The sequence below is a fragment of the Prevotella sp. FD3004 genome (assembly GCF_000746155.1).
In the GTDB taxonomy this organism is placed as follows: Bacteria; Bacteroidota; Bacteroidia; order Bacteroidales; family Bacteroidaceae; genus Prevotella.
Map to the genome: position 1 here is coordinate 97,730 of NZ_KN050819.1, position 20,074 is coordinate 117,803.

At 47.4% G+C, this 20,074-nt stretch carries 17 protein-coding genes; 4 read left to right on the forward strand and 13 right to left on the reverse strand.

The features are described from left to right. The 5 genes from T325_RS07385 to rplU all read right to left on the reverse strand — a co-directional run bounded on the left by T325_RS07385 (position 1) and on the right by rplU (position 5,254). On the reverse strand, positions 1–783 hold the full coding sequence (locus T325_RS07385; protein ID WP_036911997.1) for a PP-loop family protein: 783 nt from the start codon (positions 781–783) through the stop codon (positions 1–3). After that, on the reverse strand, positions 770–3,130 hold the full coding sequence (locus tag T325_RS07390) for a bifunctional dihydroorotate dehydrogenase B NAD binding subunit/NADPH-dependent glutamate synthase (RefSeq protein WP_036912000.1): 2,361 nt from the start codon (positions 3,128–3,130) through the stop codon (positions 770–772). Before T325_RS07390 ends, T325_RS07385 begins: the two co-directional genes overlap by 14 nt. Positions 3,131–3,152: 22 nt before the next feature. After that, positions 3,153–4,472: a serine--tRNA ligase gene (gene serS / locus T325_RS07395; protein ID WP_036912002.1), complete on the reverse strand. Its 1,320-nt coding sequence runs from the start codon at positions 4,470–4,472 to the stop codon at positions 3,153–3,155. A 180-nt stretch (positions 4,473–4,652) separates the two neighbouring features. Continuing rightward, complete coding sequence (gene rpmA, locus T325_RS07400) at positions 4,653–4,916, reverse strand: 50S ribosomal protein L27 (protein WP_013064241.1); 264 nt, start codon at positions 4,914–4,916, stop codon at positions 4,653–4,655. Positions 4,917–4,936: 20 nt separating this feature from the next. Next, complete coding sequence (gene rplU, locus T325_RS07405) at positions 4,937–5,254, reverse strand: 50S ribosomal protein L21 (protein WP_036912004.1); 318 nt, start codon at positions 5,252–5,254, stop codon at positions 4,937–4,939. Between the two features lie 800 nt (positions 5,255–6,054). On the opposite strand from rplU, the gene T325_RS07410 reads away from it, so the two are divergent. The 3 genes from T325_RS07410 to T325_RS07420 all read left to right on the forward strand — a co-directional run bounded on the left by T325_RS07410 (position 6,055) and on the right by T325_RS07420 (position 7,519). Beyond that, positions 6,055–6,552, forward strand: coding sequence for a hypothetical protein (locus tag T325_RS07410; RefSeq protein ID WP_036912006.1), 498 nt, complete (start codon positions 6,055–6,057; stop codon positions 6,550–6,552). A 6-nt stretch (positions 6,553–6,558) separates the two neighbouring features. Next, complete coding sequence (locus T325_RS07415) at positions 6,559–6,768, forward strand: helix-turn-helix domain-containing protein (RefSeq protein WP_036912007.1); 210 nt, start codon at positions 6,559–6,561, stop codon at positions 6,766–6,768. Between the two features lie 229 nt (positions 6,769–6,997). Then, positions 6,998–7,519 carry an STM3941 family protein gene (locus T325_RS07420; RefSeq protein WP_036912009.1) on the forward strand — a complete coding sequence of 174 codons (522 nt, stop codon included), beginning with the start codon at positions 6,998–7,000 and terminating at the stop codon, positions 7,517–7,519. Positions 7,520–7,560: 41 nt separating this feature from the next. Here T325_RS07420 and T325_RS07425 read toward each other — a convergent pair whose 3' ends face one another. The 7 genes from T325_RS07425 to T325_RS07455 are packed head-to-tail and all read right to left on the reverse strand — an operon-like array spanning position 7,561 to position 17,223. Further along, on the reverse strand, positions 7,561–9,318 hold the full coding sequence (locus tag T325_RS07425) for an AAA family ATPase (RefSeq protein ID WP_231622209.1): 1,758 nt from the start codon (positions 9,316–9,318) through the stop codon (positions 7,561–7,563). Between the two features lie 21 nt (positions 9,319–9,339). Beyond that, entirely contained in the window at positions 9,340–11,841 is a 2,502-nt protein-coding gene (locus T325_RS07430; protein WP_036912013.1) for a transglycosylase domain-containing protein, read from the reverse strand. Next, positions 11,822–12,739: a tRNA (adenosine(37)-N6)-dimethylallyltransferase MiaA gene (miaA, locus tag T325_RS07435; RefSeq protein WP_156097657.1), complete on the reverse strand. Its 918-nt coding sequence runs from the start codon at positions 12,737–12,739 to the stop codon at positions 11,822–11,824. The genes T325_RS07430 and miaA overlap by 20 nt, the downstream gene beginning before the upstream one ends. 3 nt (positions 12,740–12,742) lie before the next feature. Continuing rightward, positions 12,743–13,516 (reverse strand): acyl-ACP--UDP-N-acetylglucosamine O-acyltransferase, encoded by a 774-nt coding sequence (gene lpxA / locus T325_RS07440; RefSeq protein WP_036912017.1) that lies wholly within the window; start codon positions 13,514–13,516, stop codon positions 12,743–12,745. A 9-nt stretch (positions 13,517–13,525) separates the two neighbouring features. Then, a complete protein-coding gene (locus T325_RS07445) occupies positions 13,526–14,908 on the reverse strand; it encodes a bifunctional UDP-3-O-[3-hydroxymyristoyl] N-acetylglucosamine deacetylase/3-hydroxyacyl-ACP dehydratase (RefSeq protein WP_036912021.1) in 1,383 nt (460 codons plus the stop codon). A gap of 5 nt (positions 14,909–14,913) precedes the next feature. Next, entirely contained in the window at positions 14,914–15,951 is a 1,038-nt protein-coding gene (gene lpxD / locus T325_RS07450; protein ID WP_036912023.1) for a UDP-3-O-(3-hydroxymyristoyl)glucosamine N-acyltransferase, read from the reverse strand. Between the two features lie 48 nt (positions 15,952–15,999). After that, on the reverse strand, positions 16,000–17,223 hold the full coding sequence (locus tag T325_RS07455) for an HD domain-containing protein (RefSeq protein ID WP_036912027.1): 1,224 nt from the start codon (positions 17,221–17,223) through the stop codon (positions 16,000–16,002). Between the two features lie 102 nt (positions 17,224–17,325). Here T325_RS07455 and T325_RS07460 point away from each other — a divergent pair, with 102 nt between their 5' ends. After that, entirely contained in the window at positions 17,326–18,387 is a 1,062-nt protein-coding gene (locus T325_RS07460; protein WP_369794047.1) for a glycoside hydrolase family 43 protein, read from the forward strand. A gap of 180 nt (positions 18,388–18,567) precedes the next feature. On the opposite strand, the gene T325_RS07465 is transcribed toward T325_RS07460, so the two are convergent. Beyond that, positions 18,568–20,028: a TlpA disulfide reductase family protein gene (locus T325_RS07465; RefSeq protein WP_036912032.1), complete on the reverse strand. Its 1,461-nt coding sequence runs from the start codon at positions 20,026–20,028 to the stop codon at positions 18,568–18,570. Between the last annotated feature and the right edge of the window lie 46 nt (positions 20,029–20,074).

A 20,074-nucleotide genomic window follows, 5' to 3' on the forward strand; every position in this document is an offset into this window, starting at 1 on the left:
TTATTCTTCAATGAGTTTGTTGTCTGCTTCGAGCGCTCCCCAAATGTTATAGCGTACCTCTGGGTTCAGTTGTTCGAGTGATTCGTATAGACGTTTAATGTCTGTTCGATGAGAGTTGGTCTCGTAGGGACAGAGCTTCTGCTGTTTCTGATATCCTTGTGTCGCGGCCCATGTCTTGATGTCAGCCTCTTGAATAAGGCACAACGGACGGATGAGCGTGAGGGGCATCTTGCGCATCTTCAGGCTTACGGGCATGGTGGCAAAGTGAGCCTGATAGGTGAGGTTGAGCAATGCCGTATGGATGATGTCGTCCTGATGATGGCCCAGGGCAATCTTGTTGCATCCCAGTTCCTGAGCGAGATTGAACATTTCCTTGCGACGATTCCACGAACAGAGGAAACATGGCTGTTTCTGTTTGCGACGGCGGGCAGCGTCTGTAGGTTGCTGTGACGTCTCTGTCTGTTCCACCTCGAACCTTGTAGTTCTCACGTGGAGCGTTACACCCAGATTCTCGCAGAACTGCTGCAGATAGCTGGTGTCTGTCTCGTAGTGGATGTTCTCCATCCTCACGTGCAATGCTTCTACCTTGAATCGCGGGTGCTGAATCTTGGCTCGCTTAGCTAAGAGCTCGAGCAGCAGGAGTGAGTCCTTGCCGCCAGAAAGCCCCACGAGTATGTGGTCATCATCTTCTATCAGATGATAAGTAGCCATCGCCTTGACAAAACGTTCATTCAAACGATGCCAGAGGCGATGGCTCTCTTTATTCTGATTAAGCTTCTCCACGAAGATGCTTATCCATGTTCAATGCAGCACGACGGCCATCGCCCATGGCGAGAATAACCGTAGCACCACCACGCACGATGTCACCACCAGCGAAGATCTCAGCCCTTGATGACTGCATTTCGTCGTTGACAGCTATCGTGTTCTTACGTCCCAGTTCGAGGCCTTGGATAGACTTCGGTACGAGTGGGTTGGGCGATACACCAACAGCCACAATTACCTGATCGACATCGAGTGTGACGGTCTTGCCCTCAACAGGCACAGGACTGCGACGGCCTGATGCATCGGGCTCGCCAAGTTCCATCACCTGGAGGATGGCCTGCTTCACAGCTCCCTGCTCGTCTGCAATATACTCGATGGGGTTGTGCAGCGTCAGGAAGTTGATACCTTCTTCCTTGGCGTGTTTCACCTCTTCGAGACGGGCGGGCATCTCTACCTCAGAACGACGGTAAACGAGTGTTACCTCGGCACCCAGACGCTTGGCTGTACGACAAGAGTCCATAGCCGTGTTACCACCACCCACAACGAGCACGCTCTTAGCGGGATTCAATGGGGTATCAGTGGTTGGGTTGGCTGCATCCATCAGGTTCACGCGGGTCAGATACTCGTTAGACGACATGATATTGATGCTGTTCTCGCCAGGGATATTCATGAAGTTAGGCAGACCAGCGCCAGAGCCTACGAAGATACCCTTGAAACCTTGTGCCTCAAGTTGCTCAACGCTGATGGTCTTGCCAACAATCACGTCAGTCTGGAAGTGAACGCCCATCTTGGCGAGGTTCTCAATCTCAACGTCAACAATCTTGTTGGGCAGACGGAACTCGGGGATACCGTACTTCAGTACACCACCGATTTCGTGCAGGGCCTCGAACACATAAACGTCGTAACCCTTCTTTACCATGTCGCCAGCGAACGAAAGTCCTGCAGGACCAGAACCAACCACAGCAATCTTGATGCCGTTAGAAGGTGCAATCTCGGGCAGAGAGATGTTGCCACTCTCGCGCTCAAAGTCGGCTGCGAAACGCTCCAGATAGCCGATGGCTACGGCTGGCTCGTTCATCTTCAGGTGGATACACTTGCTCTCGCACTGCTTCTCCTGCGGACATACACGGCCACAGACAGCGGGGAGGGCGGAGGTGTTCTTGAGCACCTTGGCAGCAGCCAGGAACTGACCGCGCTCGATGTTCTTGATGAACGACGGGATATTGATGTTGACGGGACAGCCCTCAACACAGCTGGGCTTAGCACAGTCGAGACAGCGCTTGGCCTCTGTCATAGCCATTTCCTTGGTCAGTCCGATGTTTACTTCCTCTGTGCGAGTGGTAGCACGATATACAGGGTCGAGCTCAGGCATTTTCACACGCTCTATCTGAGTACGCTCCTTGGGCTTCATGCTCTGTTGGAGCTCCTTACGCCATGCAGCATTACGATCAGTAAGAATTTCGATGGTATCGTTGGTAGGATCGTCGTCCATCACGATATCAGTACCCTTCGAAGCCTTTTCAACTTTCTCGTCAGAGATGCTGTCGAGGTGTTCCTGATAGTGCTCTACCTCTTCTTGCTCTGCACGCTTGAAGGTACCCATGCGCTTGAACATCTCGTCCCAGTCTACGAGGGCGCCATCAAACTCAGGACCATCGATGCACACGAACTTGGTCTTACCGCCAATGGTGAGTCGACAGGCACCACACATACCCGTTCCATCTACCATGATGGTGTTCAGGCTTACTTCACAGGGGATGTTATGCTTCTGAGCAGTGAGGTTTGAGAATTTCATCATGATTGGAGGGCCGATGGCAAACACTTTGTCAACGTGCTCCTGCTCGATGAACTTCTCGATACCAACGGTTACCACGCCCTTTTCGCCATACGAGCCGTCATCGGTCATGATGATTACCTCGTCAGAACTCTCGCGCACCTTGTCTTCAAGGATGATGAGATCTTTTGAGCGACCTGCCATCACGGAGAGAATACGGTTGCCTGCAGCCTTGAGTGCCTGGATAATGGGCAGCATAGGAGCCACGCCTAAGCCACCACCAGCACAAACCACGGTGCCGTAGTTCTCAATCTTCGTAGGATTGCCAAGCGGACCGACCACATCTGTCACATAATCGCCAACGCCCAGCTCACAGAGCTTCATCGATGAAAGACCTACCTTCTGTACTACCAGCGTGATAGTGCCTTTAGCGATGTCGGCGCCAGCGATGGTCAGGGGCATTCGCTCGCCTTTCTTTCCTACGCGCACGATGACGAAGTTGCCTGCCTTACGGCTCTTGGCTATCAGCGGCGCTTCAATCTCGAAAAGGAAGACCTTCTCAGAGAATTGTTCTTTTCTTACGATCTTGTTCATAGGTATTTGTTTATTGTTGATTTTAGTCGATGATGTCGCATCCCATGTAGGGCACGAGGGCTGCGGGCACCTTGATGCCGTTCTCTGTCTGGTTGTTCTCCAGCAGGGCGGCTACGATGCGGGGCAGAGCCAGAGCCGAACCGTTGAGCGTGTGGCAGAGCTCGGGCTTCTTTGTGTCCTCACGGCGATAGCGGCATTTCAGACGGTTGGCCTGATAGGTGTCGAAGTTTGATACACTCGAAACCTCGAGCCAGCGTCCCTGAGCCTCTGAGTAAACCTCGAAGTCGTAGCAGATGGCTGAGGTGAAACTCTGATCGCCACCGCAAAGCAGCAGGATGCGATAGGGCAGTTCCAACTTCTTCAGCAGACCTTCTACATGAGCCAGCATCTCCTTGTGGCTCTCTTTTGAGTGCTCGGGCTTGTCGATGCGTACAATCTCAATCTTTGAGAACTCGTGCAGACGGTTCAGACCGCGAACGTCTTTACCATAGCTTCCTGCCTCGCGACGGAAGCACTGGGTGTAGGCGCAGTTCTTGATGGGCAGGTCCTTCTCGTCGAGAATGACGTCACGATAGATATTCGTCACAGGAACCTCTGCTGTGGGGATGAGATAGAAGTCGTCTACCTCGCAGTGATACATCTGTCCCTCTTTGTCGGGCAGCTGACCTGTACCGTAGCCTGAAGCCTGGTTTACTACCGTCGGAGGCATGATCTCTGTATAGCCAGCCTTGCGAGCCTCGTCGAGGAAGAAGTTGATGAGCGCACGCTGCAAACGTGCTCCCTTACCGATATAGACGGGGAAACCGGCACCTGTGATTTTCACACCCAGGTCGAAGTCGATGAGATTGTATTTCTTGGCGAGTTCCCAGTGGGGCAGGGGATTCTCAATACCCAGCTTGGGGTTTACGTCCCAGTTGCCCACGGTGTCGCTGTCGCTACACTCCTTCAGATTGCTCTTCACAACGTGGTTGTCTTCTGCAGCCTTGCCTTCGGGTACCTCGTCGTATGGGATGTTTGGAATCTGACAAAGCAGGGTTGTCATCTCTTCCTGAGCCTTGGCCATGGTTTCGTCGAGCTCCTTTGATTTCTCCTTCAGCAGAGCCACCTGCTGCTTAATCTGATCGGCTTCGTCTTTCTTGCCTTCCTTCATGAACTTGCCAATCTGGCCGGAAAGCTGTTTCTGCTCGTTCAGACACTTGTCGAGCTCCTGTTGTGCCTCGCGGCGCTTCTTGTCTACTGCGAGCACGCCATCGATGGCTTCCTTTGCACCTGCAAAGTGTTTTTTCTCCAAGCCACGAATCACGCGTTCGGTTTCCTCATTGATAAGTTTGAGTGTTAACATGTTAAATACGTATTTATTTGTTGATTTCTGATTTCTAAGGTGCAAAGGTAATCATTTCCGCTGAAAAACCCAAACATTCTTTTGATTTTATACTATAAAGTATAAAAATGCAGAAATCCCGCAACTCCTTACGGAGCGCGGGATTCTGTTGTTTGTTTGGAATAAGTTGTTTCTTTTTAATTAAGCTTCAGCATTTGGAATTACTGAAACAACACTCTTGTTGTACTTTCCCTTGTGGAAGTTTACAGTACCGTCTACGAGAGCGTAGAGAGTGTCGTCCTTACCAATAGCCACGTTGTTACCCGGGTTGTGCTTTGTACCACGCTGGCGAACGATAATGTTACCAGCTACACACTGCTGACCACCGAAGATTTTGATGCCAAGTCGCTGAGCTGCGCTCTCACGACCGTTCTTAGAACTACCTACACCTTTCTTATGTGCCATAATGTTGTTCCTCCTACGTTTTAAGCGATTACAGACTTGATTTCTACTTCAGTGAACTGCTCACGATGACCGTTGCGCTTGCGAGAGTCCTTGCGACGCTTCATCTTGAAAACGATGACCTTGTCACCCTTAACCAGCGGGTTCACTACTTCACACACTACTTTTGCTCCGTCTACGGTGGGAGCACCTACCTTCACTGCACCGTCAGCATCTACGAGCAGCACCTTGTCAAATTCAACAGTCTTACCGGCCTCGGCATCCTTAATGTGGTGCACGAAGAGCTTCTTGCCCTGCTCGGCCTTGAACTGCTGACCCTGAATTTCTACAATTGCGTACATTATTTATTTTATTGTATAAAGGGTTTTTTCCGCGAGGCGGCATACGTTCGTACACACTTCACTCTGCCCCAACGGACTCTAACGGGGTGCAAAGGTACTAATTTTATTAGTAATTGAGACTGGTGTATCGAGATTTAGATGTAGATTTATGAAAGTTTAACAAATCTGTACGTATGGGCAAAAAATAAAGCGACGACTTTCGCAAGCGATCGCTCCATATCTTCAATAGGTATTAGTTTTCTAAGGTAAAAAGATTGTTTTCAGGATAACGGTTGCAAAGGTAATGCCTTTTTTTTACTTCTCCAAATATTTCTTCAACTTTTTTTAGGAAAAATTATTGTGTACCCGCACAAGCGCTAATATTTTCGAAATTTAACATAAAAAACCATGTAATCGATTGCTTTCGTCGATAAAAAACGCCCAAAAATCTATAATTTGCTATTTTCTTTTTATAAAGGTTCACACTTTTTAATGTTGGTGATGGGTATATACATCATCGTAACATCACAAACTTGTTAGCTACTTTCCTTAGTGGAAAGTCTGATTTTACTCGGACTAAACCTTGACTTTACTCGGAGTAAAATGCCCATTAAAGCAGTTCAGACCAAGTGCCCCGTATATCCTGAATCGTTAAATTTATCGAAAAACGATAAAGTTTTTGGGGAAAAGTTTGGTGGAAAAGGGAAAAGTTTCTACTTTTGCATATCGAAAATCGATAAATATATAATCGATAACGATAAACTTATTAAGTAAATCAATAAAATAAACGACTAAGTTATTAACAATAAAAACTTAAAATAATGTATAAGCGTATAAGTAATTTCCTTCGCAATTGCTGCACCAAGAATCCGATATCCGTAATCTGTCTTCTGTTTATGGCTATCCTCATGGGCTGTATGATAAACGGCGATATCTATCGTATGAATAATGCCGAAACGCCGTATGACTATTGGCAGAATCTCTGCTATCTCACCGACAACCTGGCTCGCACGTATTTCTTCTTGCTATACTTGCTTCTCGCGTACCTTATTTATATTAATAAGCAGTATACGCGCTGGTGCGTGTGGCTTTACTACATCATGGCCGCCTCGTGTCTGGTCTATTGTGCGATAGCAGGATATATGCTGGACTATGGCGTAAGTAACAGCCTGGCTGGCGAAAGCCCGAAAAATGTGCTCAAGTTGGCAGGTACTCTGTATCAGGGCCCCTTCTTCTGTATGATTATCTTTTATTTCTTCGTGCCTAAGTTCCTTAAGGACACCATGAAGCTGAAAGAGGAGCAGGACTTAACCATCTGATGGCGTATGGGACAGATTATCGTAAACCTCGATGTGGAGTTGGCTAAGCGCAAGATGTCGCTCAGTGAACTTGCTGATCGGGTGGGGCTTACGCTGGCTAACCTCTCGATTCTGAAGACGGGCAAGGCCAAGGCGGTGCGCTTTACGACGCTTGAAGCAATTTGTCGTGAACTGGGTTGTCAGCCTGGCGATATTCTTGAATACAGGGATGAATAAGCTTCTGAATTAGTTAAATGATACAAATAAACAAATAAAAGAACGAAGTGTGTAAGTGAATTCACGGCAGAATGCCTATCTTTGCACCATCGGAAGTTAGAAAACCAAATTAATCAATCGTAAACTCAGAATAAATCAGTACAATTATGATCATTGCTATTTTCTTTATCACACTCATTACGTTGGCGCTCAATGCAGCAGCCTTCATCTTTTAAGTTGTTTCTGGAATATGAAAGAGGTTAAAATCTATTTTTCGAAAAAAAAGGTCGTGGCTTTTGTTGCCTTGATGCTAACTAGTCTTGTAGTCTATATATTGACGAGACTCTATTTCAGCAGCCGTGAAGAGATGTGGTGGAATCTGCTAGGTACTCCAGTCTGCATTTTTGCGTTCTATTTTATTAAGTATCTTCATGATTTTTACAAACAAAGGCTTTGCATGACCATCACCGACGAGTATCTCGAAGTGAATAACAAGTTCAAGTGGACAGTCTGCTTTCGTGATGTCGATGCGTTCTACCTAACAAAATACAAGACTCTGAAGCTGATAGGTATCCAATATAAGAAGGAGCATGAGAACTGGAAATCACTCGACGAGATTGAGGAGGGACGCAAAGAGCGCCTGCGCAATCCTGATGCGCCTGGGGCTGTCTATGAGATTCCTATCAATCATATGGACATTAAGCCACACGACTTGCTTAATATGCTGAACGAGAGGCTTAAGCTGGCTCACGCTAAAGAAGTGAAATCCTAAGAATCAAATGTATGGGTGACTAAAGTGACAAATGACATTTGTCACTTTTTTCCTTGTAGTTTTTTGAGACGGCGACGGGCATCACCGGCATCGGGATAGAGTTCGAGCGCCTTCTCATAGTTGCGGATGGCGGCATCGATCATGTGTTCGTGCTCGCACTCGCGTCCTAAGATGGTATACTCAGCTGCCAATCGCTTCAAGAGTTCATTTTTCGACTTGATTTCTGCTTTCAGGGCATCCATCTCAGAGGCATGCTCTGCTTTCATACGCTCAATCTCACGTTTCTGGCGACTGATGATTTCAAGTTTCCTGCGTATGAAACGGCGTATGTGTGGCTTCTCGATGTCGTAGCGTAGATGGATAGCCGTGAAAAAGTGGTCGAGGAAACCTGCGAAGTCGAGTGTGTCGAAGGAACGGATGGCATCGCGATACTCGCGGTCGGCCTTGCCCTCCTCAAGTGCCTTTGAAATCAGTGTCTGGTCGTTGTAGTGATTGGCAAACTGCACCACCTCTGCTCGTACGAAGATGTCGCTCTGTCGCAGAGGAGCTTTCAGCGTGAGTCCTTCGAGCGAGGTGCATCGGGAGAGCGCTACATATGTTTGCCCACCAGCAAAAGCGCCTCCGCCAGCGAAGTCAATCGACACTTGTGAGAATGTGAGTCCCTGACTCTTGTGTACGGTGATGGCCCACGCTAGTCGAACGGGAAATTGGGTATAGGTACCCAAAAGTTCTTCTTCTATTTTCTGTTCCTTCTCGTTGAAGGTATAGCGCATGTTCTCCCACACCTCGCGCTCCACATCGTGTTCCACACCTTGCTCGTCGATGATGCCGATTACACCCTCTTCCTCGGCAATATAACTCACAGTGCCCAGCGTACCGTTCACCCAACGCTTCTCCTTGTCGTTCTTTACGAATATAACCTGAGCACCAGGTTTCAGCTGAAGTTCCATGGGCGTAGGGAGCGAGCTCTCGGGAAAGTCGCCCTTGATGGTACCGCGAAAAACCGATGGATTGCCCTTAATCTCTGCCAGACGCTGCTCATTAGTATAATCTACGGTGTCGCGACGGGCAGCGAGCGTGATGGTGAGGCTTCTGTTATTTACGGTTTGATTGGAAGCAGATACCCGGGTGTTGAGGGTTTCCAGATCTGCAGTTGTAGCCGTGTTGTTGCGAATACGGTCGAGGATGGAGATGAAACGATCATCTGTCTGGCGATACACCTTGCGGAGTTCAATCGATACGATGGGCATCGTCTGCCACACCTTGGCATTAAAGAAATAGGCCGAGGGGTAGAAGGGCTGAAGTAATTGACGCTCCTCGTCTTTTAGTACCGGTTCCAGCTGGTAGATGTCACCCACTAGTAGGAGTTGTTTTCCACCAAAGGGTTCTGGATTGCGTGTGTATATGCGCAACACCTTGTCAATAAAGTCGATGATGTCGGCACGGACCATAGAAATCTCATCTATGATAATCAGCTCTACTTCACGAATCAGCTTGCGTTGGGCACCTGTATATTTCAGTGTCTCTTTCAGGTGGCGGTAGTTGTAGCGTGAATCATTGGGCAGCAAGGGGTGGAAAGGCAGACGGAAGAAGCTGTGAAGCGTGCTCCCTCCTGCATTGATAGCCGCAATACCCGTTGGGGCTAAAATGACGTGCTTCTTCTTGGTGTTTTTCGACACGTAGCGCAGGAACGTACTTTTACCCGTCCCCGCCTTTCCTGTGAGGAAAAGCGAACGACGGGTATAGTTCACGATCTGGAGCGCGTCCTGCCACTCCTTGTTTTCAAGATCTAGTTCCAACGATATCAGTAACTTATCGGGTTAGTCTTCGTCTTTCGTTCCCTCACCATTGGTCTGAGGTGCCGTCTGCTGCTTGGTATCGTCGGGCTCTGGATCCTTCTGAGGGCGCTGTAACGGATTGCCGTGCTCATCGAGGAATATAGCATCAGTGTCGTCTGCATCAAGTGAGAGCGAGTCTGTGCTCAGCGAGTCGGAGTCGGCTGGAGCCTGGAAGTAGCCACCGCAATCATACATGGCACTGGCAAGGTCGATATTACGAGGTGCGCTGAACTTTGCGCGATATTTCTTGAAAGCGGGGTCATTAAGCACAGAGCCGAGGAAGTAACCACAGATAGGCAGAGCTGTACGGTTGCCTTGTCCTAGCATGCCTGTTCGGAAGTGGATGCTTCGGTATTCGCCGCCAACCCATGCGCCAACCACCAGCTTAGGTGTAGTACCTATGAACCAAGCGTCGGAGTGATTGTTGGACGTACCCGTTTTTCCGCCAAAGTCTGTATCAGCAGCCTTGTCATAGCCTACAAAACCCATCAGGCGTGAGCTCGTACCACTCATACCACCTTTCAGCAACTGCTGTACCAGGAAGGCAGAACGATAAGGGATAGCTTGCGTAGCCTCAGTAGGCGCTTCGTAAATCACCTTGCCGTCACGGTCTTCAATCTTTGCCACCAGCACAGGTTCCATGTGTCCGCCATCATTCACAGGTGTACAATAGGCATTGACCATCTCAAGCAAGTTTACATCGCTTGAACCCAATGTGAGCGAGGGGGTTGCGTCGAGTTTAGACTTGATACCCATGTCGTGTGCAGTCTTCACGATGTTGTCGATGCCACACTCTTGACCCAAGCGAACAGCTACAGAGTTGATACTCATGGCAAAAGCCTGCTTCAGGGTGATGTCTGCGCCAGAGAAACGGCCGTCGGCATTCGTTGGTGCCCATGTTACTTCTTTGCCATGATCCATCACCTTCATAGAGAAGAACTCATCCTTGCGGGTGTCGCAAGGGGTGATGCCCTGATTCATGGCTTCTGTATATACGAAGAGTTTGAAGGTTGAACCAGGCTGGCGCATTGCTGTTACCTTGTCGTACTTCCATGACTTGAAGTCTATATCGCCCACCCATGCTTTTACATGACCCGTCTGGGGCTCCATAGCCACAAAACCGCAATGCATGAAGCGCACCATGTAGCGGATAGAGTCCATCGTTGAAAGTTCCTTCTCGATCTGTCCCTTCTCATAGTCGAACACCTTCACGGTGTGGGGCTTATTGAGGTAGTAGTTGATGGAATCCTCATTGCCATCGAATTTCTTTGAGAGATATTTGTACACAGGCTGTCGCTTGGCGATATCCTCAATAAAGTTTTTTATTTCCACGTGGTTCTCGTCTTGCCAGGGATTGGTGCTTCCCCAGTGAGCATTGAACGTTTGCTGCACCTGTTTCATTTGCTTAAAGGCTGCCTCCTCGGCATACTTCTGCATACGCGAATCGAGGGTGGTGTATATCTTCAGTCCCTCAGTATACAGGGCATTACGATTGTCAAAATATTCCTCGCACCAACCCTTCAGATAGTCGGCAACCGCCTCACGGAAGTAGTTGGCATCGCCGTCATAGGCACTCTCAACGCTGTAGTCGAGTTTGATTTCTAACTTTTTCAGTGAATCACACTCTTCCTTGGTCAAGTCGCGATGCTGGCACATCAGGTCGAGTACGGTATTACGACGCTTGAGCGAGTTTTCCGGATTGATCAGGGGATTATAATATGTGGTGGCCTTAAGCATACCTACCAAGATGGCTGCATTCTCAGTTGTCAAATCCTGAGGCTTACAGTTGAAGTAGGTTTTACAAGCCGTCTTGATACCAAACGCATTCGAACCAAAATCAACGGTATTGGCATACTGCGTCAGAATCTCATTTTTGGTGAAGAAGAACTCCAGTTTGTAGGCCGTAATCCATTCTTTGCTCTTCAGAATGAGCATTTTGATGCCAGGGATATATCCCAGCAATCCTGTTGAATATTCAGAACGGGTTCGGAACAGGTTCTTTGCCAACTGCTGGGTGATGGTGGAAGCGCCACGTGCGTCGTGGTGTAGGGCATAGTCTTTCAATGCTGCTGCAAAGGCCTGATAGTCGATGCCATGATGATGGAAGAAACGCTCGTCTTCTGTATCGATGAGGGCTTTCCAAAATACGGGGTTCACCTCCTCATAGGTTACAGGTGTACGGTTCTCACTGAAGAACTTACCAATCAGCTTGCCATCAGCACTGTAGATCATGGAGGCCTCTGCAGGTCGTTTGTTCTTGATGGTCGACATAGATGGTGACTTACCGAAAAGCCACAAGAAGTTCATGTCGACTGCACCCAGATAAAGGAAGAAAGCCACAATGAGCGAGGCAATTCCAAGACCAGTCTTGATATACCAAGGACGCCCTTGATAAAGACCTTTATACCATGGCCAGAAGCCTTTCACCTTCTGCATCGCTGTATTCAGCCAAGCCTTGTATTTGTTAATCGTTTCGTTGCTCATAGTCTTGAGATATATAACTGATTATTTTTTCTGTTTCATCAGGATGGAACCACTTGATACGTTCATCCTTCTTATACCAAGTTAACTGTTTGCGGGCGTATCGTCTGGTATTACCCTTGATGCGTTCTACTGCCTCTTCTAATGACCATCGTCCGTCAAGGTAATCGAACAGTTCTTTGTACCCCACAGTATTCAGCGCATTCAGATGACGCTTAGGATAGAGTCTTTTGACTTCCTCGAGCAGTCCGTCGGCCATCATCTGGTCAACACGCTGGTTGATGCGCTCATAGAGTTCCTCACGCGGTCGGTTAAGTGCGATTTTTATAATGTTGAAAGATCGCTCTTTCTTTTCTCGTTTGCGAAACGATGTGTAGGTCTTGCCTGTCATCGTGCAGATTTCGAGTGCATGTACCACCCGTCGTGGGTTCTGCTTGTCAACTATTTCGTAGTATTCCGGATCGAGCTTCTTCAGTTCCTGACAGAGAGTTTCGAGTCCTTCGTTTGCCAGTCTCTGTTTCATCAGCGTACGGGTGTCTTCATCGATGGTGGGAATGTCGTCAATACCATCGCAAACGGCATCGATATACATCATGCTGCCACCAGAGAGTAAGGCGTAGTCCCGATGTCTGAATTGTTGTTCCAGTAACTCGAGTGTCTGTTGTTCAAAGAGCGATGCACTGTAATAGTCTTCCAGCCCCAAAGTGCCCACGAAATAATGCCTGACCTGTTTCATCTGCTCGTCAGTGGGACGTGCTGTACCAATGTTCAGTTCGCTGTATATCTGACGTGAATCGGCATTGATGATAGGTATGTCGAAATACTTGGCAATCTTCAGGCACAAGGCCGTCTTACCAACGGCCGTGGGGCCTGTGATGACTATCAGCGTCTTTTTCAATATTGTTTATCTGATGACTCCTCTCTTAGAGTTCTCGATGAATGAGCAAATGTATTCAACCTCTTTAGAGTCGGGATATTTGGCGCGAGCCTCAGCCACGCCCTCCTTCATGACTCCCTTAGAGTAGATGATACGATAGGCGTCATGGATAGCCTCGATGGTCTCGTTGGAAAAACCTCTACGACGCAGACCAATGAGATTCACACCTGCATAGCGAACAGGTTCCTTGCCTGCGATTACGTAAGGGGGAATGTCCTGACTCGTACGGCTACCACCTTGGAACATAATATAGCCTCCAACGTGCAGGAACTGGTGGAACAAGCAACATGCCGAGATAATGGCATTGTCGTCGACAATCACTTCACCGGCAAATTTCGTAGAGTTGCCAATGATACAGCCATTACCAATCTCGCAGTCATGACCAATATGCATATTCTCCATCAGCAGATTGCCATTGCCTACTACGGTCTTACCCTTTGAAGCGGTACCACGACTGATGGTAACATTCTCGCGGATGGAGTTGTTGTCGCCAATTTCACATGTGGTCTCCTCGCCAACAAACTTCAGATCCTGAGGCTTTGTTGAGATGGATGCACCGGGAAAGAATTCGTTGTTGTTGCCAATGCGAGCTCCGAAATGGAGGGTCACACCATTGTAGAGCTTGTTATTGTTGCCCATGACTACGTTTTTGTCAATCACACAGAATGGGCCAATGATATTGTTGTCGCCCAGTTTTGCCTCTGGGTCAACAACTGCTAAAGGATGTATCTGATTTGCCATATAAATTTCTTATTTGTTCTTTACGATTTGTGCTGTAAATGATGCCTCAGCCACTACATGGTCGCCAACAAAGATGTAACCTTTCATTGAAGAGATACCATGGCGTACGGGAGCCATCAGTTCTACTTTGAAAATCAAGGTATCGCCAGGAACCACCTTCTGACGGAACTTCACATCGTCGATCTTCATGAAATAGGTGCTCCAGCGCTCAGGCTCTTCGAGAGTATTGAGTACCAGCAGACCACCACACTGAGCCATAGCCTCAATCTGAAGTACACCGGGCATCACGGGCTCTTGTGGGAAGTGCCCTTGGAAGAATGGTTCATTGGCCGTGATGTTCTTGATACCAACGATGGTCGTCGCTCCCAGTTCAACCACCTTATCAACCAACTGCATGGGGTAGCGGTGGGGCAGAAGTTCACGGATGCGGTTCACGTCCATGACTGGCTCTTCGTTTGGATCATAGATAGGTGCCTGAATCTCGTGCTTGCGAATTTCCTTTCGCATCTGACGGGCAAATTTATTGTTGATGGTATGTCCTGGACGAGTAGCAACGATGCGACCCTTGATAGGCTTACCAATCAGGGCCATATCGCCAATGATGTCGAGCAACTTGTGGCGTGTGCATTCATTGTCCCACTGCAGAGGCTTGTGCTGGATGTAGCCCAGATCTGTAGCGTCGCGATGCTCTACGTGCAGCATATCTGCCAACATGTCGAGACGTTCCTGAGTGGTCTGACGCTCGTAAATGACAATTGCGTTATCCAGGTCGCCACCCTTAATCAGGTTTGCCTGAAGCAGAGGCTCGATGTCGCGTACGAAAACAAACGTACGGGCACTGGCTATTTCTTTGGTATAGTTTTGCGGATTGTCAAGTGTCGCAAACTGTGAACTGATGAACTTTGATTCAAATGAGCACATCGCTGTGATTGAGAAAGAGTCATCAGGAAGAATCGTGATGCATGAACCTGTCTGTTCGTCCTTCACTTCAATTTTCTTGCGAATGATATAATAGTCTTTTGGCGCATTCTGTTCCTCAATGCCTACCTCATTGATCTTGTCAACATACTGGATGGCAGAGCCATCGAGAATAGGAAACTCAGGACCATTTACCTGAATCATACAGTTGTCAATGCCTAAAGCGTAGAGAGCAGATAGACCATGCTCTACAGTAGAAACACGAGCATCGCCTTTACCAAGTACCGTACCACGCTGGGTGTCAACGACATTCTCTGCAATGGCATCAATCACAGGCTCGCCTTCAAGGTCAATACGCTGAATTTTATAGCCCGTGTTTTCCGGGGCAGGATTGAATGTTACTGTGAGGTTCAAACCCGTATGCAGTCCCTTACCAAACAGGGAGAAACTGCCTTTCAAAGTTTTCTGCTTCATATTTCTTAGAGTTTCTTTTTTAATTCTTCTATTTCACGTTGCAATTGTGCTATCTGACGGTACATGTCAGGAAGCTTGGCATCCAAAGCTCTCGCCTTGAAATACATCTTGGGATTAACGGCAGGTGAACCTATCAGTTGCTCACCGTCTCCCTTCGTGTTGCTGATGACACCAGACTGAGCACCGATGAATGTCTTGTCGGCAATCTGAATATGTCCGGCAAAACCGGCCTGACCACCAACCATACACCAAGCTCCAACTTTAGTTGAACCTGCCAAACCTACCTGAGCCGACATTACGGTGTTTTCTCCAACTTCACAATTATGAGCCACCTGAATCAGGTTGTCGAGTTTCACACCCTTGTGAATAACAGTCTGTCCCATTGTGGAACGGTCTACGCAGGTGTTGGCGCCAATCTCCACATTATCCTCGATGATGACGATGCCAATCTGCGGTATTTTATCATAACCCTCAGTATTGGGAGCAAAACCAAAACCATCGGCACCGATTACGCTGCCAGCATGGATTGTTACATTATTTCCGATTTTACATCCCTGATAAATAGTAACGTTGGGATAGAACACACATTTTGAACCAGTCTGCACGCCATCTCCAATGACAGTATGGGGATAAACCATGGTGCCATCGCCAATCACGGCTCCATCACCGATATAGGCGAATGCACCTATATAGACATCTTGTCCAATGGTGGCCTTAGGAGAAATGTATGCGAGTGAATCAATACCCTTCTTAACAGGTTTCATTGACTCATAGAACTGTAGTAACTTAGCTACACATTCATAAGCGTTCTTTACGCGGATAAGTGTGGTACTGACGGGTTTATCGAGTTTGACGTCTTCGTTGATTAGTACTACACTCGACTTGGTGTCGTAAATGTAATGAGTGTATTTGGGATTCGACAGGAACGAGATAGCGCCTGGCACACCTTCCTCAATCTTTGCGAAGGTGTTTATTGATGCATTTTCATCGCCTTCAACACGTCCTTGAATTAGTTCTGCAATTTGTTTGGCTGTAAATTCCATATTTTTTGCCTTAATTTATTATATAAAACCGTGCAAAGATAGCGAAAATTATTCAAATCGCTGATAACACAGATAATATTTTCTTATTTTTTTAGAAAGTAATTGAACATTTAGCAATTCTGAAGCCTCGGATATGTCCTTGATTTCTCCATTTTTGTAAAGTATTGCGATGCTATCATCGTCAACATTATACATGTCTTTTTGGATTGTGTTGAGACTCATCAGGTAGTGGGCATCGCTCTTCTCGATACCCAGTTCTCTTGCGATATTCTCCTGTAATTCGTCGATTCTCTCCTGTGATACAGGCTCTTCGTGAACCTCGACCTTGAAAATCTTTCTGTCAAGCATGTCGGTTGCCAGTGTAGAAAGAATCTTATCATCGTGATGTTTCCAAGCCTTCATGGCGCTCCAGATGTCTGAATCATCGAGTTCGCCATAATTCGTAAGAGTCTCGGGATGTGTGGCAAACCACTCTGCATCGATGTCATTGCTGAGGAAGTAGTGCAGGGCAGGTGAGGCGAACACATCCTGTCCCATACGTATAAGGTCTTTCGCACGTGTAAGCATGTTGACAAGTACCTTCTCATAGGCTACGCAAGTACGATGCAGGTATACTTGCCAGTACATCAGGCGGCGTGTGGTGAGATAGTTTTCCAGTGAGTAGATGCCTTTCTGCTCTACCACTAACGAGTCGTTGACAACATTTAGCATCTTGATGATTCGTGCAGAGCCGATGTTACCTTCTGTCACACCTGTATAGAAGGAGTCTCTGCGTAAGTAGTCCAAACGGTCCATGTCAAGCTGACTCGAGATGAGCTGATGGAGAAAGTTCTTCGGATAATCTCCTTTGAAAATACTGATGGCAAGATTCAACTGTCCGTTCAGTGAACGATTGATCTCTTCCATCATCAGCAGTGAAATCTCTTCATGAGAAATACCATGAATCAGTGTGTTCTCTAATACGTGAGAGAATGGACCATGTCCGATGTCGTGCATCAGGATGGCAGCCTGAACAGCTTCAGCTTCTGATTCAAAGATGAAGATGCCTTTTTGCTGAAGATTCAATATGGCCTCACTCATCAGATGGAAAGCCCCAAGTGAATGCTGGAATCGGGTATGTCGTGCTCCAGGATAAACCACAGAAGCCAACCCAAGTTGATGGATACGGTTAAGGCGCTGGAACAGAGGATGTTCCACAATGCCATAAAGTATTCCTTTTGGGATTTTGATAAATCCGAAAACGGGGTCGTTTATGATCTTGACATCGTTCATGGGTGCAAAGGTACTAAAAATATAGATAAAAGCCAAATATATTTGTTTTTTCGCTTAAATTGCCTTATCTTTGCACAATAAAATACTAAAACAAAGAATATGATGAAGCGTTTTTCAACTTTGCTGCTTCTTGCAGCCACATTGTGCGTGAGTGTTTATGCCCAGAAAGGAAACCTGCAGAAAGGCGGTTATGGTTATCTATATTGCCACATGAACGACCACGGCCGTGCATGGACAGCTTACGCACTGAGTCGTGACGGCTTTCACTATGAAGACCTTTTGGGGGGAGACTCTATCTTCAGCGATGCCGAGCATGCCCGTATCGAAGGTGCCACACGTGATGCCTATATCTGTCGTAAGCATGACGGAAAGGGCTATCTGATGGTGTGTACGGATATGAATGTTGGCGCAAAAGAGCGACTTGGTAAAAAAGAGACGTGGGATAACTATGGTATCGATCTCTTGACGAGCAACGATCTTATTCACTGGGAATCAGTTACTTTCGACTATCGAAAGGGCGTCTCGATCTTCTCAGATCCGGATGCAGAGAGCGTATATAAGAACTGGGCCACCATCAATCGTGTATGGGCACCCCAGATCGTATGGGATGAGGATTATGTATGGCCTGACGGAAAGAGAGGCGGTTATATGGTATATTACTCTATGTGGAATCGAGGTGAAGAGGCTTATGACCGTATGTATTATTCTTATGCCGATGAGAGTTTTACCACCCTTACACAGCCACGTCTGCTCTTCGATTGGGGGTATGCTACTATCGATGCCGATATCAATTGGGTGGAAACGGATCAGAATTGGCACATGATGATTAAGAAAGAAGGCGGGAAACCTGGCTTGTTTACTGCTACGGCCCCAACGCTTACTGGTCCTTGGAGCGAACCCGTAGAGGATGATTATGTTGACTTTGAGGGTAACAAAAAATGTGAAGGGGTCTCGGCATTTCAGCTTAGTGGCGAGAAAAGTTGGGTGATTGCCTATATTGAGTATTCTTCCCATCCACGCAACTACCGCCTCTGTCTGGCCGATGAGAATATGCGGAATTTCCATTCGCCTCGTAACATCGAGGGCGTGAAAGCCCCCCAGCATGGCTCTTTCCTCCGACTGACGAAGAAAGAATACAAACGTCTTGCGAAACTAAGAAGATAGCCCTTAGATTTTAAAAACATCCAGAGGAGAGAGTCCCTCTCGGTAGAAATATCGTTAGGATAGTGTTTTCCAGTCTTTTCTCCGTTAGAAAACGTTGTTTCCCCTTATGGAAAACACTGCTTTCTAACGGAGAAAACAGTGTTTTCTGACTGAGGAAACACCGTTGTCTATAGGAACTTTCTATTCTAAAGAAACATTTCGGATGACAAATGCATGCTCGACGTCGCCCTCCTTGAAGTTGAAAGTCGTTGGGATGGTATCGAACGGCTCAAAGGTGAGCGTGAAGTCTGTGTAGCAGAGGTTGCTAAGAAACTCGTCTGTTGACTCTGTAGCTTTCACCTGAGAAAAGTTGTCCTCGTCAAGCTTGATACCATCGGCTGCTGTCAGCATGTATTTTTTGCCGTTTGCCTCAAGATAAGACTCTTTGACGATGCGGAACCAATAATCCTTATGGCCGTAATAGCGGAAGCTAACTGTAGTGCTACTGGCATTGGCATCGACTTTCTGGATTAGCAGCGAGAAGTTGGCGCTGTTATCCTGTTTGTGCTTGACGCCGTTGAGAACATCAGCCATGCCCATAAACAATCCCGGAATATAACCCATGTCCTTCCAAACGATGCGCTTGTCGGGTGAGATCAATATGTAATAGGGAATGGCACCCATATCGCAGTATTTTATACTAATATCCTGCATGGCGTTGTTCCAGTTTGTCCAGACAATGCGCTTGCTGAATTCGTGCTCCTGCCACTCTGAGATCTTGTTCTGATTGATACCGACGATTTCCAGCTTATCCTTCATTTTCTCATAGGCCTCTTTCATCTCAGGCTCAGACATCATGCAAGGACCACAACCGATACCCCAGAAATCAAGCAATACATATTTGCCATTGGCAAAGGCTTCAAACAGATGATGCTTCTGCCCTTGCATATCTACGAGTTCAGCATCTTCGGCTTCGTCGCCAACCTGCAAGACTCGTGGCGGATAAACATAGTTGTGTATCTCTGCCAGTTGCTCCTCAAATTCTTTAGGTGCACGGTCTGCAACGAACTTCTCGATCTTCTTCAACTGCTCCATGTGGGGGAAGTCCTTAATGTCCTTTGCAATTCTGGATGCATTCAATAGCTTACCGATGGTGGCGGCATCCATAGGCAGTGCGGGTAGGATGTCCATCTGCTTCTTCGCCAACTTTATTGTAACGGGTTCTAGCTCAGCCCTGGGCTTATTGGCCAGAACCTTCTGCATATATTCCGTCAGCACGTCACGGCAGTGCTCCGTGATGCGAGCTTCTGTCCGTTGCTCGGGGAGCGGGCTCTCCACCTTCCATAAGGGATAGAGACAGTCATTGCCTGTTACTTTCACTGCCAGGTCTGGTTTCAGGTAGATGGTTATCGACATATTAGGACAGCCTTCGCCCATTAAAGAGAGAAAGCTTTCAGTGAGTTCTTCAACGGGTAGAGTGTAGGCGAAATGTCCGGCTTTGACAGTGTCTACAACACTTCCAAAAGTACCTGTACCGGCAAGCACCAGCGTGCCGTCTTTCAGTGCGGGAGAATAACCAGTGACTGTTGCAGTCTTTGTCTGTGCTAGTCCTGTTGATGTGAGAAGGGCAAGCAGAATAGTGATAATGTTTTTCTTGTTCATAATTAATGTTTTAATGATTTTATGGTATATGTCGGCGGCGAAGTTA